The organism is Streptomyces sp. NBC_01463, from assembly GCA_036227345.1.
GTDB lineage: Bacteria > Actinomycetota > Actinomycetes > Streptomycetales > Streptomycetaceae > Streptomyces.
Map to the genome: position 1 here is coordinate 2,867,141 of CP109468.1, position 13,686 is coordinate 2,880,826.

Here is a 13,686-nt window from a genome sequence, read left to right on the forward strand (position 1 = left end):
CCGGTCACGGCATGGCCTTGCGGGCCGTGGCGAACCGGGGACGCCTGTTGAGGTCGGGGTGGTCGGCCGCGTCGGCCCAGCCACGCTCCTCGGTGAAGATCCACGGAACCTGGCCGCCCTGCGTGTCGGCGTGCTCGATGACGACGAGGCCGCCGGGGCGCAGCAGACGGTGGGCGGTGCGCTCGATGCCACGGATGGTGTCGAGGCCGTCCTCGCCGGAGAAGAGGGCCATCTCCGGGTCGTGGTCACGGGCCTCGGGTGCCACGTACTCCCACTCGGTGAGCGGGATGTACGGCGGGTTGGAGATGACCAGGTCGACCTGGCCGTCGAGCTCGGGAAGGGCCGTCAGGGCGTCGCCGCGGTGCACGGTGACCCTGGAGTCCTCGGCGTTCTTCCTGGTCCATTTGAGGGCGTCCTCGGACAGCTCCACGGCGTGCACGCGCGAGCGCGGCACCTCCTGGGCCATGGCGAGGGCGATGGCGCCCGATCCGGTGCAGAGATCGACGATCAGCGGCTCGACGACGTCCATCGCGCGGACGGCGTCTATCGCCCAGCCGACGACCGACTCGGTCTCCGGCCTGGGCACGAAGACACCGGGTCCGACCTGGAGCTCCAGATAGCGGAAGAAGGCGCGTCCGGTGATGTGCTGGAGCGGTTCGCGGGCCTCGCGCCGGGCGATGGTCTCCCAGTAGCGGGCGTCGAAGTCGGTGTCCGGCACGTTGTGGAGTTCGCCCCGCTTGACGCCGTGCACGAACGCGGCGAGTTCCTCCGCGTCGAATCGCGGCGAAGGGACACCGGCGTCGGCCAGCCGCTGGGTGGCCTGGGCCACCTCGGCGAGCAGCAGGTTCATCGCGGTTCTCCGTACGGGTTCACGAGCGGTGCGGGGCTGTGGGGCTCAGGCTTATGCGGCGGCGAGCTTGGCTGCGGAGTCGGCGTCGACACAGGCCTGGATGACCGCGTCCAGATCCCCGTCGAGCACCTGGTCCAAGTTGTACGCCTTGAAGCCGACGCGGTGGTCCGAGATCCGGTTTTCCGGGAAGTTGTACGTACGGATCTTCTCGGACCGGTCGACCGTTCGCACCTGGCTGCGGCGTACGTCGGACGCTTCCTGCTCGGCGGCTTCCTGGGCCGCGGCGAGAAGCCTCGACCGCAGGATACGCATGGCCTGCTCCTTGTTCTGGAGCTGGCTCTTCTCGTTCTGGCAGGAGGCGACGACACCGGTGGGCAGGTGCGTGATGCGGACCGCGGAGTCGGTGGTGTTGACGGACTGGCCGCCGGGGCCGGACGAGCGGTAGACGTCGATCCGCAGGTCGTTGGCGTGGATCTCCACGTCGACCTCCTCGGCCTCGGGCGTGACCAGCACACCGGCGGCCGAGGTGTGGATGCGGCCCTGGGACTCGGTGGAGGGCACGCGCTGCACGCGGTGCACGCCGCCCTCGTACTTCATCCGGGCCCAGACGCCCTGGCCGGGCTCGGTGGCCCCGTTGCCGCCCTTGGTCTTGACGGCGACCTGGACGTCCTTGTAGCCGCCGAGCTCGGACTCGGTGGAGTCGATGATCTCGGTCTTCCAGCCGACGCGCTCGGCGTAGCGCAGGTACATGCGCAGCAGATCGCCGGCGAACAGGGCGGACTCGTCGCCGCCCGCGCCCGCCTTGATCTCCAGGAGCACGTCCTTGTCGTCGCTGGGGTCGCGGGGAACGAGCAGGAGGCGGAGCTTCTCGGTGAGCTCCTCGCGCTCCTTCTCCAGTTCCTTGACCTCGGCCGCGAAGTCGGGGTCGTCGGCGGCGAACTCGCGGGCGGTCTCGATGTCGTCGCCGGTCTGCTTCCAGGAGCGGTAGGTCGCGACGATCGGAGTCAGCTCGGCGTAGCGCTTGTTGAGCTTGCGCGCGTTCGCCTGGTCGGCGTGGACCGCGGGGTCCGCGAGCTTCTTCTCGAGATCGGACTGTTCGCCGATCAGTTCCTCGACCGCCTCGAACATCTTCGGGCTCCTGGTTTCTTCGCTCGTCGTGCCTGCCGGCAGGCGGATGCCTGACCGGGCGGGATACGGGGTGTCCGTACCCCGGCCGGAAAAAACGCCGGCCTCGGCGCCCCCGGAAAGAGGGCGCCAAGGACCGGCGCAGTGGCTCGCTACTTGCTGGCGGAGCCGGCGGCCTTGCCGAAGCGGGCCTCGAAGCGGGCCACACGGCCACCGGTGTCGAGGATCTTCTGCTTGCCCGTGTAGAACGGGTGGCACTCGGAGCAGACGTCCGCACGGATGGCGCCGCTGTCCAGGGTGGACCGGGTGGTGAACGACGCGCCACAGGTGCAGCTGACCTGGGTCTCGACGTACTGGGGGTGGATCTCGCGCTTCAAGGGTTTCTCCTAGGTTCGGGAGGGCGCCGGGTCGTACGCGCGGATTGCGCGTCCGTGAACCGGGGCCGACGTACCAGTCTGCCAGGACTGGCCGTATCTCCCAAAACGGGGGTCGGCCGCCCAGTATTCCCGGGCGTCCGGGATCACCGTGCGGTCCGGTCCGGGATCACTGGACGATCTGGCCCGCGTCGCCCTTGTCGCCCGCCGACTTCTCGGTGGCGGAGGCGGGGATCGGCCGGTCGTTCAGGAGCGCCGTCCACACCTGCTTGCCGGCCTTCTCCTGCGGAATGACACGGTTCGGGTCGGCCGGGTCGTACTCGACGGGCAGGGTCACCATGTGGACGTCGTTCGAGCCGAGCCCCTTGAGCCCGCTCGCGAAGGACGCGAGCTCCTTGACCGAGCCGAGGTCGGAGTCGGTGGTGATGGCCTTGGTCGCGGTGTCCGCGATGCCGTAGAGCTTGGTGCCGTTCAGGATGCCCACGCTCTTGGCCTGTTCCATCAGCGCCTTGATGAAGGCCTGCTGGAGCTGGATGCGGCCGAGGTCGCTGCCGTCGCCGACGCTCTTGCGGGTACGGACCAGGCCGAGCGACTGCTCGCCGTTCAGTGTGTGGGTGCCGGGTTCGAGGTTCAGATGGCTCTTGGGGTCGTTGATCGCCTGCTTGGTGGTGATCTCGACACCGCCGAGCTTGTCGACCAGCTTCTTGAACCCGGTGAAGTCGACCTCGATGTAGTGGTCCATCCGGATCCCCGACATCGACTCGACGGTCTTGACCGCGCAGGCCGGTCCGCCGACCTCGTACGCGGTGTTGAACATCGCGCGCTGCTCCCCGGCGACGGGCTGTCCGCTCTCGTCGCCCGTGCACTCGGGCCGGGTGACGAGGGTGTCGCGCGGGATGGAGACGACGCTCGCCGTCTTGTGGCCCTTGTTGACGTGCACGACCATCGCGGTGTCGGAGCGCGCGCCGCCCTGGTCCTCGCCGTACTGGGAGTTGGCACCGGAACGGGAGTCGGAGCCGAGGACGAGGATGTCCTCGGAGCCGTTGTCGACGTTGTCGGGGCGGTCCTTGCCCAGCGCGTTGTTGATGTCGACGGCCTTGAGATTGCCGTTGAGGTGGACGTACGCGTAGCCGAGCCCCGCTCCGCCCACGACGACCACGCCGGCCAGGCTCCAGGCGGCTATGACGGTCGCCCTGCGGCGACCGGACGGCTTCCTCCGGCGCTTGCCGGTGGCCCGTATTCGGCTGGCGCTCCCGCTCTGCTCGGTCATCCGTCTCCCTCGTTCCTCGGCTGCTCCCGGCTACCCCCTGCTGTGGTGTGCGGGTCTGAGTGCCGCTGTGTCGCTCTTGGGTTACGACGCGGCGGCGACAAGAAGGGTTGCACAGGGACCCGTGGCCTCCGGGTAAGCGGCGGGCCGGTGCGCGGGGTGCGGGAACAGCCGGTGATCCGGCGCTCACCTGCGGTTTCTTGCCGGATACAGGCAACCGGCCGGCGTCGCACGGCCCGCCGCCCGTGTGGCGAAGGTCTCGGACCGGCAACGGCACAGGGCCGCCCCCGGCACCGAAGTGGCGGGGGCGGCCCTGGGTACGGCTGCGGGGGCTTCGACTAGTCGTTGTTGCCCGGGGCCGGTGTCGTCTTCTGGATCTGGAGCAGGAACTCCGCGTTGGACTGGGTCTTCTTCATCCGGTCCAGGAGGAGCTCGATCGCCTGCTGCTGGTCGAGTGCGTGGAGCACCCGGCGCAGCTTCCAGGTAATCGCCAACTCGTCGCTGCCGAGCAGGATTTCTTCCTTACGGGTGCTGGACGCGTCGACGTCCACCGCGGGGAAGATGCGCTTGTCGGAGAGCTTGCGGTCGAGCTTGAGCTCCATGTTGCCGGTGCCCTTGAACTCCTCGAAGATCACCTCGTCCATGCGCGAGCCGGTCTCGACGAGCGCGGTGGCCAGGATGGTCAGCGAGCCGCCGTCCTCGATGTTGCGCGCCGCACCGAAGAAGCGCTTCGGCGGGTAGAGCGCGGTCGAGTCGACACCACCGGACAGGATGCGGCCGGAGGCCGGGGCGGCGAGGTTGTACGCGCGTCCCAGACGGGTGATCGAGTCCAGCAGGACGACCACGTCGTGACCCAGCTCGACGAGACGCTTGGCGCGCTCGATGGCCAGCTCGGCGACGGTGGTGTGGTCCTCGGCGGGACGGTCGAAGGTCGAGGAGATGACCTCGCCCTTCACCGACCGCTGCATGTCGGTGACCTCTTCCGGACGCTCGTCGACCAGGACGACCATCAGGTGGCACTCGGGGCTGTTGACCGTGATCGCGTTGGCGATCGCCTGCAGGATCATGGTCTTACCGGTCTTCGGCGGGGCCACGATCAGGCCTCGCTGGCCCTTGCCGATGGGGGCGACCAGGTCGATGATCCGCGTCGTCAGGACGTTGGAGTCGGTCTCCAGGCGGAGCCGGTCCTGCGGGTAGAGCGGCGTCAGCTTCTGGAACTCCGGGCGGCCGCGGCCGGTTTCGGGCGCCATGCCGTTGACCGAGTCGAGGCGGACCAGCGCGTTGAACTTCTCGCGGCGCTCGCCGTCCTTGGGCTGGCGCACCGCGCCGGTGACGTGGTCACCCTTGCGCAGGCCGTTCTTGCGGACCTGGGCGAGCGAGACGTACACGTCGTTCGGGCCCGGCAGGTAGCCGGAGGTCCGGATGAACGCGTAGTTGTCGAGGATGTCCAGGATGCCCGCGACGGGGATCAGGACGTCGTCGTCGGTGACCGGCGGTGCGTCGCTCGCGAAGTCGTCACGCCCGCGACGGCCACGGCGGTCGCGGTAGCGGCCGCGGCGGCCACGGCGACCGCCCTCGTCGTCGAAGCCGTCGTCCTGCGGTCCGCCGCCGCCCTGCTGCCCCTGGTTGCCCTGGTTGCCCTGGTTCTGGCCACCCTGGCCACCGCCCTGACCGCCCTGGCGCTGGCGCTGGCCGCCCTGGCCACCGCCCTGCTCGTCGCCCTTGCCGCGGCGGTCGCGCTGACGCTCGCGGCGGTCACCGCGCTCGCCCCGCTGTCCGCGGTCCTGACGGTCGCCACGACGGCCCTCGGCGTTGTCCGCGGCGGCTTCGGCCTTGGACTCGGAACGGTCCTCGGCAGCGGCCTCGTGCTTCGGCTCGTCCTGCGAGCGGTCCTTGGCCTGCGCCTTGGTGTCCGCCTTGGTGTCCGGGCTGCCCGCCTGCGCGGTCGCACGGCGGCGACGGCGCTCGCCCGTGGGCGGCTCGTCGCTGGCCGGCTGACCGGGGATGTCGATCTGCTGCTGGGCCGCGGCCTTCTCGGCGGGAGCGGCGGCCGGGGTGTCGTCCCCGGCGCCGGTGCGCGCCTTGGAGGTGGCCCGGCGCTTCGGCTTGGTCTCCGCCTCTTCGGCGGGGGCCGCGGCGGCCTTGGCCTTGGGGGCGGAGGAGCCGGCCTGGGCCTCCTTGATGACCTCGATCAGCTGGCTCTTGCGCATCCGCGCAGTGCCCTTGATGCCGAGGCCGGACGCGACCTGCTGCAGCTCGGCCAGGACCATGCCGTCAAGGCCGGTGCCGGAGCGGCGGCGCCGTGCGGTGGTGCCAGTGGCAGCACCTTCGGCGGGCGCGGCGCTGTCGACGCTCTTGTCGGCAGTCACGCCCATCAGATCGGTGGTGTCGCTCACGAAGGGTCCTTCCCTGGAGCGGACGTCGGCCTTCTGGCTCGGCGACCGGTTGTGCTGTCCGACTGCGGTCTTCGGTGCGGACCGTGCCGGGGCGGTGGTCCGCCGGGTAGGTACGGCGGAGAGATGAACGTGTGCATGGGCCCGGCGCGAGCATCCCCCTGCTCGGCCCACTCCTGGACAAGCGAGGGGTGTCGTGCCGGTTCCGGAGCGTGCTCGCAACTGCTCAGGCAGGCTGCTCAGGCAGTTGGGGAGGCTCCCGGAAGAAATGGTGGTCCCGGAAAGGGACACGAAGCAACGCGCCACATAGACGTCGGTTGCAGACTTGAGGTTAACACTACCGGCTCCAACAAACATTCCCCCTCTCATTCACCGGCAATCACTTCTCGCCTAAGGGGCGAGCGGCAGCACACTCGCGCCCTGGGCGTCGAGAGTGAGCCGGTTGGCCGCCCAGCCCTCGCCCGCCAGGCGTGCGACCTTGTCGGCCGCACCCGCCTCGGCCAGTGCCAGCACGGTCGGACCGGCACCGGAGATGACCGCGGGGACGCCGTCGGCGCGCAGCCGGTTCACGAGTTCCACGCTCTGCGGCATCGCCGGGGCGCGGTATTCCTGGTGGAGCCGGTCCTCGGTGGCCGTGAGCAGCAGTTCGGGGCGCCTGGTCAGGGCCTCGACGAGCAGCGCGGCGCGGCCGGCGTTGAAGGCCGCGTCGACGTGCGGGACGCTGCGCGGCAGCAGTCCGCGCGCCGTTTCGGTGAGTACCGGCTTGCCGGGGACGAAAACCACCGGAACGATGGAATCCGAGGGATCCATCCTGATGGCGCGGGCAGATCCGCCGTCCATCCAGGCGAGTGTGAATCCGCCGAGGAGACAGGCCGCGACATTGTCCGGGTGCCCCTCGATCTCGGTGGCGAGTTCCAGCAGGGCCGCGTCGTCGAGGCGGGCGTCACCGCCGGTCGTCACGGCGCGGGCGGCGACGATGCCGGCGCAGATGGCGGCGGAGGAGGAGCCGAGGCCGCGCCCGTGCGGGATGCGGTTGGCGCAGACGATCTCCAGGCCGCGGGGCTGTCCGCCGAGCAGGTCGAAGGCCGTGCGCAGGGAGCGTACGAGCAGGTGGCTCTCGTCGCGGGGCAGCGTGTCCGCGCCCTCGCCGGCGATGTCGATGTGCAGTCCGGAGTCGGCGACGCGGACGACGACGTCGTCGTACAGGCCCAGCGACAGGCCGAGGGCGTCGAAACCCGGGCCCAGGTTGGCACTGGTTGCGGGGACGCGCACCCGGACGGCGGCGGCTCGGAAGGCGGGACCGGCCATCGCTCTGACGACTCTCCTTGTGAGGCGGCGGGGAATTCGAGGAGCTGCGAGGTATTCGGGGCTCTGTGCGGCTCTTCGGGTTCTGCTGGGACTGCGGTTTCCGGGGGTCTGCGGTCGTTTGGGGATTCTTGGGGATTCTTCGGGGTGATTGCGGCGGCGGGTATTGCCTGACCCCGGGAATGAGCCGACGGCCGCAACGACCCTGACACCCCGGCATATGAGGCGGGGCGGGTTGGGTACAGCTTATCGAAGGAAGGTTCTCCTCCGACATAGGGCGCACAGGAGGCGCACGATGCGTGTCGCACGCCTCCGATGCGCTCTCCGCCCCGAAAAGGGGCGTTTGAGCTCTTTCCGACGAACCGTCCGCGGCCGCGCCCGGGGACGGTGGTCCGGTCCGGGGGCGCGGCCGCGCTGCGGCGGGTGTCGCTACGCGAGGCCCAGCTTCTCCGCGGCGGCGACCGCGTCGACCGGGACGGTGACCGGCTGGGGGGCGCCGGCGACGGCCCAGTCCGGGTCCTTGAGGCCGTTGCCCGTGACCGTGCAGACGATCCGCTGGCCGCGGTCGACCTTGCCCTCTTCGGCGGCCTTGAGCAGACCGGCGACGGACGCGGCCGACGCGGGCTCCACGAAGACGCCCTCCTGGGAGGCCAACAGGCGGTAGGCGGACAGGATCTGCCGGTCCGTCACCTCGTCGATGAAGCCGCCCGACTCGTCGCGCGCGTTGAGCGCGAACTGCCAGGAGGCCGGGTTGCCGATCCGGATGGCGGTGGCGATCGTCGAGGGGTCCTTGACGATCTCGCCGCGCACGATGGGGGCGGAGCCGGAGGCCTGGAAGCCCCACATCCGCGGCTTGTGCGTGGACAGGCCGTCGACCGCGTACTCCGTGTACCCCTTCCAGTACGCGGTGATGTTGCCCGCGTTGCCGACCGGGAGGACGTGGATGTCCGGGGCGTCGCCGAGCGCGTCGACGATCTCGAAGGCGGCGGTCTTCTGGCCCTCGATGCGGACCGGGTTGACCGAATTGACCAGCGCCACCGGGTAGTTGTCCGAGAGCGAGCGGGCCAGCGTCAGACAGTCGTCGAAGTTGCCGTCGACCTGGAGGATCTTGGCGCCGTGGACGAGCGCCTGGCCCATCTTGCCGAGCGCGATCTTGCCCTGCGGCACGAGCACGGCACAGACCATTCCGGCCCGCACCGCGTACGCGGCGGCGGAGGCGGAGGTGTTGCCGGTGGAGGCGCAGATGACGGCCTGCGCGCCCTCCTCCTTGGCCCGGGTGATGGCCATCGTCATGCCGCGGTCCTTGAAGGACCCGGTGGGGTTGGCGCCCTCGACCTTGAGGTGCACCTCGCAGCCCGTGCGCTCGGAGAGGACCTGAGCGGGTACGAGCGGCGTACCGCCCTCACGGAGCGTGACGACAGGCGTTGTGCTCGTGACCGGCAGACGGTCCCGGTACTCCTCGATGATGCCGCGCCACTGGTGGGTGCCCTTGGTGGTCATGGGTCCTTACTCCCCTTCAACACGCATGATGCTGGCGACACCGCGCACGGTGTCGAGCTTGCGCAGCGCCTCGACGGTCCCGGAAAGGGCTGCGTCGGGCGCGCGGTGGGTGACGACGACGAGCGAAGCCTCGCCGCGTGCGTCCTGTCGGCCTTGCTGGCGGACCGTATCGATCGATACGCCCTGTTCGGCGAAGACCGTCGCGACCTGGGCGAGTACGCCAGGCTTGTCGGCCACGTCGAGGCTGATGTGGTACCGCGTGACGACGTCGCCCATGGGGCTCACCGGCAGACGCGTGTACGCGGACTCACCGGGGCCGGGGGCCTCGTTGAGTTTGTTGCGGCAGACCGCGACGAGGTCGCCGAGGACCGCGGAAGCGGTCGGTGCGCCACCGGCGCCGGGGCCGTAGAACATCAGCTGCCCGGCGGCCTCGGCCTCGACGAACACCGCGTTGTACGCCTCGCGGACGGAGGCCAGCGGGTGGCTGAGCGGGATCATCGCGGGGTGCACGCGGGCCGTGACCGACTGCCCGTCGGCGGCGCGCTCGCAGATGGCGAGGAGCTTGACGGTGCAGCCCATGCGGCGGGCGGAGGCGATGTCGGCGGCGGTGACCTCGGTGATGCCCTCGCGGTGCACGTCGCCGATCCTCACCCGGGTGTGGAAGGCGATTCCGGCGAGGATGGCGGCCTTGGCGGCGGCGTCGAAGCCCTCGACGTCGGCGGTCGGGTCGGCCTCCGCGTAGCCGAGGGCGGTGGCCTCGTCGAGCGCCTCGGAGTAACCGGCGCCGCTCGTGTCCATCTTGTCGAGGATGAAGTTCGTGGTGCCGTTGACGATGCCGAGGACCCGGTTGACCTTGTCGCCCGCGAGGGACTCGCGCAGCGGCCGGACGAGCGGGATGGCGCCGGCGACGGCGGCCTCGTAGTAGAGGTCCCGGCCGTGCTGCTCGGCGGCGGCGTGCAGGGCCGCGCCGTCCTCGGCGAGCAGCGCCTTGTTGGCGGAGACGACGCTCGCGCCGTGCTCGAAGGCGGTGGTGATCAGGGTGCGGGCGGGCTCGATGCCGCCGATGACCTCGATGACGACGTCGATGTCGCCCCGTTTGACCAGGGCGGTCGCATCGGTGGTGACCAGTGCGGGGTCGATGCCCTCACGCACTTTGGAGGGCCGGCGCACGGCGACTCCGGCGAGCTCCACCGGTGCGCCGATGCGCGCGGCGAGGTCGTCGGCGTGCGTCGTCATGATGCGGGCCACCTCTGAGCCGACCACTCCACAGCCCAGCAGCGCCACCTTCAGCGGACGCGTACGCATCATCCGACCTCGTTTCCTTTACATCTGATGTGTGAACCAGTCTCACTCACCGGACGGGCGATTCTGTCACCCGTCCGGATCCTGAGATGTTTACGGGAGTCCGGGGGTGTCCCCCCGGAAATAAGTCATCAGCCGACGTCGAGACGCAGGAGATCTTCCTCCGTCTCGCGCCGGACGATGACCTTCGCCCGGCCGTCACGCACGGCGACGACGGGCGGTCGCAGGGCGTGGTTGTAGTTGCTCGCCATGGAGCGGCAGTACGCGCCGGTGGCGGGGACGGCGATCAGGTCGCCGGGGGCCAGGTCGGACGGCAGGAACGCGTCCTTGACCACGATGTCGCCGCTCTCGCAGTGCTTGCCGACGACCCGGACGAGCATCGGTTCGGCGTCCGAGGTGCGCGAGACGAGCGCGACGCTGTACTCGGCGTCGTACAGCGCGGTGCGGATGTTGTCCGACATGCCGCCGTCGACGCTGACGTAGGTGCGCAGCCCCTCCAGGGGCTTGATGGTGCCGACCTCGTACAGCGTGAAGGCGGTCGGTCCGACGATGGCGCGGCCCGGCTCGACGGAGATCCGCGGGGTGGCCAGTCCGGCGCCCTCGCACTCGCGGGTCACGATGTCGCCGAGCGCCTTGGCGATCTCGTACGGCTCGCGCGGGTCGTCGTCGGAGGTGTACGCGATGCCGAGGCCGCCGCCGAGGTCGATCTCGGGCAGCTCGATGCCGTGCTCGTCGCGCACCTCGGCCAGCAGCTGCACCACGCGCCGGGCGGAGACCTCGAAGCCGGCCATGTCGAAGATCTGCGAGCCGATGTGCGAGTGGATGCCGATGAGCTCGAGCCCGTCGAGGGTGAGCGCCCGGCGAACGGCTTCGGCGGCCTGTCCGCCGGCCAGCGCGATGCCGAACTTCTGGTCCTCGTGCGCGGTGGCGATGAACTCGTGGGTGTGGGCCTCGACGCCGACGGTCACCCGGATCTGCACGGGCTGGCGCCGGCCGAGCCGCTGCGCGATGTGGGCGACGCGGACGATCTCCTGGAAGGAGTCGAGGACGATCCGGCCGACACCGGCGGTGATGGCCCGCTCGATCTCGTCGACCGTCTTGTTGTTGCCGTGGAAGGCGATGCGCTCGGCGGGCATCCCGGCGTCCAGGGCGGTGGTCAGCTCACCGCCGGAGCAGACGTCGAGGTTGAGCCCCTCCTCCTGGAGCCAGCGCACGACCGCGCGGGAGAGGAAGGCCTTGCCCGCGTAGAAGACGTCGGCACCGGGGCCGAACGCGTCGGCCCAGGCGCGGCAGCGGGCCCGGAAGTCGGCCTCGTCGAGGAAGTAGGCCGGGGTGCCGAACTCCTCGGCCAGCCGGGCCACTTCGATACCGCCGACGGTCAGGGCGCCGTGCTCGTCGCGGGTGACGGTGCGGGACCAGACCTTCTCGTCGAGGACGTTGAGGTCCTCGGCGGGGGCGGAGTAGTGGCCCTCCGACATGACGTCGGCGTGACGGGGCCCGGCGGGGTGTGCGGATCGGCTCATCGTGTTGCTCTGCTCTCTCGGGTCTCTCAGAGGTATGGGGGCGCGTCGATGCCGAGCAGGGACAGGCCGCCTGCCAGCACCGTCCCGGTCGCTTCGGCAAGGGCGAGCCGGGTGCGGTGGGCGGCCGAGGGTTTCTCGTCCCCGACGGGGAGCGGGGACGCGGCGTCGTGGAAGTCGAAGAACGCCTGCGCGACCGCTTCGAGGTGCCGGGCCAGCCGGTCGGGGGCACGGTGGTGTGCGGCGGCGGCGAGCACGGCGGGGTGGTCGGCGAGGAGAGCGAGAAGCGCGAGCGCCTCGGCGCCGGGGGTTTCGGCAGCGCTGGTTTCGGCGGTCTCCTCGCCGGGCGCGCTCGTGAAGCCGAGGAGCGCCGCGCCGCGGGTGAGCGCGTGGGTACGGGCGTGTGCGTAGCGGACAAGGAACAGCGGGTTGTCCTCGCCCTGGACGAGGAGGCCGTCCCCGAGGGGGGCGCGGTCGTGGCCGGCGGGGCGGAGCAGCCCCCAGCGCGTCGCGTCGGGACCGAACCGGCCGAGCAGCTCACCGGCGGTGGCGCCGGCGGGGACGGGCCGTATCCCGGCGGCCTCGGCGATCTCCTTGGCGGACGGTGCCCCGGCCTCGTAGCTGATGCCCAGCCGCACCCAGTCCGGATCGGGCGCCTCGTCACAGGCGACGTGCACGAGCGCACCCTGTGACCGTACGAGCGCCCCCACCGCATGAGCGGTGACGGCGGCCCGGACCTCACGGGCGTGGCGCAATCGCACCGGTTCCCCGGCGCGGGCGTCGCCGTGCCCGTACCGCAGGCCCTGTGCGCGCACCCGGGCCACCAGCGCGCCGTGCACGTCGGCGGTGGCGTCGAGGGTGAAGTTCAGGAATCCGGGGCCGGTGATCTCGACCCGCCCGATCCCGGGCTCACCGGCCACCCGGTCCCGGAGGATCTCGGCCACTTCCCGCGCGGTCAGTGCGGCGGGTCCGGCCAGCTGAAGGGCGACGGCGCTGGCGTAGTCGCCGCGGCCGCCGGGCCGGGTCCTCTCCACTCGCACGCGCGCGGGCACGGGCGCGCGCAGGACGTGCTCGTCCACGGCGCGGCGCACGGCGTGCAGCACGGTCGCGGAGAGATCGGCGGGGGTCACGGGACAAGCGTAGGCGAGGGAGGGGGGCCTTTCGCGAACGCGTTTCGCCATCCGGTCAGCCGGCGGCACTCTCCGCCCGCCCGGCCCCCTGCCGCCCGTCGAGCACCGACGGCCGCCCGCACTCCATCAACTGCCGGACGAGCCGCACCAGCTCGCTGGGCTCGAAGGGCTTCGCCAGGAACGCGTCGACGCCGGCCGCCACGCCGTTGTCCACCTCGTACGGCGTGCAGGCGCTGATGACCGCCAGGGGCAGATGCTTGGTCCGTGGATCGGAGCGCAGCCGGGTGGCCGTCTGCAGCCCGTCCAGCCGGGGCATGACGACATCGAGTGTGATCACGTCGGGACGGACCCGATGCACCAGATCCAGACACTCGACACCATCGGCCGCGGTCACGACCTCGAAGCCCTCAAGCTCGAGATTGACCCTGATCAACTGCCGGATGACCTTGTTGTCGTCGACAACAAGCACGCGGCCGCACGCCCCTGACACCCTTCGAGAGTAGGCGGGGCGGAGGGGCTGCGTCCGGGTTTTGCCCACTTCCGCCCCCGGACGGATGGCGCGACGCGTGGCCGGATGTGTGTACGAGCAGCTGGACGGCGTCGCCGCCGCCCCGGCGGGCGGCGCGGAAATACCTGTTCACGGGCACCGGGCGGAAGCTGGTAGTGTTTCACCCGTCGCAGAGCAACACAGCGATACGCCCCCGTAGCTCAGGGGATAGAGCATCGGCCTCCGGAGCCGGGTGCGCAGGTTCGAATCCTGCCGGGGGCACTTCGCAGGAAGTGCCTGACAGACCCCGCGATCAGCGTAAATGCTGAAGCGGGGTCTTGGCGTTTGTGGCCGCACTCCGCCACAAACGCTGCCCCGTGTGACAGGCCGGCGAGGTGCGCTCTCTCCGGCTTCCACACTCAGCAGGTTCTGC

11 protein-coding genes and 1 tRNA gene are annotated in these 13,686 nt (G+C 70.7%); 1 reads left to right on the top strand and 11 read right to left on the bottom strand.

From position 1 onward, the window contains the following. Positions 1–4 precede the first annotated feature (4 nt). The 11 genes from prmC to OG521_12475 form a co-directional block, all read right to left on the bottom strand. Positions 5–850, bottom strand: coding sequence for a peptide chain release factor N(5)-glutamine methyltransferase (gene prmC, locus OG521_12425; GenBank protein WUW21550.1), 846 nt, complete (start codon positions 848–850; stop codon positions 5–7). Positions 851–901: 51 nt separating this feature from the next. Further along, a complete protein-coding gene (gene prfA, locus OG521_12430) occupies positions 902–1,978 on the bottom strand; it encodes a peptide chain release factor 1 (protein ID WUW21551.1) in 1,077 nt (358 codons plus the stop codon). A 149-nt stretch (positions 1,979–2,127) separates the two neighbouring features. Next, complete coding sequence (rpmE, locus tag OG521_12435) at positions 2,128–2,352, bottom strand: 50S ribosomal protein L31 (protein WUW21552.1); 225 nt, start codon at positions 2,350–2,352, stop codon at positions 2,128–2,130. 166 nt (positions 2,353–2,518) lie between these two features. Then, positions 2,519–3,619 carry an LCP family protein gene (locus OG521_12440; GenBank protein ID WUW21553.1) on the bottom strand — a complete coding sequence of 367 codons (1,101 nt, stop codon included), beginning with the start codon at positions 3,617–3,619 and terminating at the stop codon, positions 2,519–2,521. Between the two features lie 335 nt (positions 3,620–3,954). Then, on the bottom strand, positions 3,955–6,012 hold the full coding sequence (gene rho, locus OG521_12445) for a transcription termination factor Rho (GenBank protein WUW21554.1): 2,058 nt from the start codon (positions 6,010–6,012) through the stop codon (positions 3,955–3,957). A gap of 387 nt (positions 6,013–6,399) precedes the next feature. Further along, on the bottom strand, positions 6,400–7,317 hold the full coding sequence (thrB, locus tag OG521_12450; GenBank protein WUW21555.1) for a homoserine kinase: 918 nt from the start codon (positions 7,315–7,317) through the stop codon (positions 6,400–6,402). Between the two features lie 426 nt (positions 7,318–7,743). Beyond that, on the bottom strand, positions 7,744–8,814 hold the full coding sequence (thrC, locus tag OG521_12455; protein ID WUW21556.1) for a threonine synthase: 1,071 nt from the start codon (positions 8,812–8,814) through the stop codon (positions 7,744–7,746). 6 nt (positions 8,815–8,820) lie between these two features. Beyond that, positions 8,821–10,122: a homoserine dehydrogenase gene (locus tag OG521_12460; protein ID WUW21557.1), complete on the bottom strand. Its 1,302-nt coding sequence runs from the start codon at positions 10,120–10,122 to the stop codon at positions 8,821–8,823. Positions 10,123–10,247: 125 nt separating this feature from the next. After that, the gene (gene lysA, locus OG521_12465) at positions 10,248–11,639 is read right to left on the bottom strand and encodes a diaminopimelate decarboxylase (GenBank protein WUW21558.1); all 1,392 of its coding nucleotides are present in this window, start codon (positions 11,637–11,639) and stop codon (positions 10,248–10,250) included. Positions 11,640–11,665: 26 nt separating this feature from the next. Then, entirely contained in the window at positions 11,666–12,766 is a 1,101-nt protein-coding gene (locus OG521_12470; GenBank protein WUW21559.1) for a DALR anticodon-binding domain-containing protein, read from the bottom strand. 55 nt (positions 12,767–12,821) lie between these two features. Continuing rightward, on the bottom strand, positions 12,822–13,235 hold the full coding sequence (locus tag OG521_12475; GenBank protein WUW21560.1) for a response regulator: 414 nt from the start codon (positions 13,233–13,235) through the stop codon (positions 12,822–12,824). Positions 13,236–13,463: 228 nt separating this feature from the next. Between OG521_12475 and OG521_12480 the strand changes: the two genes are divergently transcribed. After that, positions 13,464–13,535, top strand: a tRNA-Arg gene (locus tag OG521_12480). The last annotated feature ends 151 nt before the right edge of the window (positions 13,536–13,686 follow it).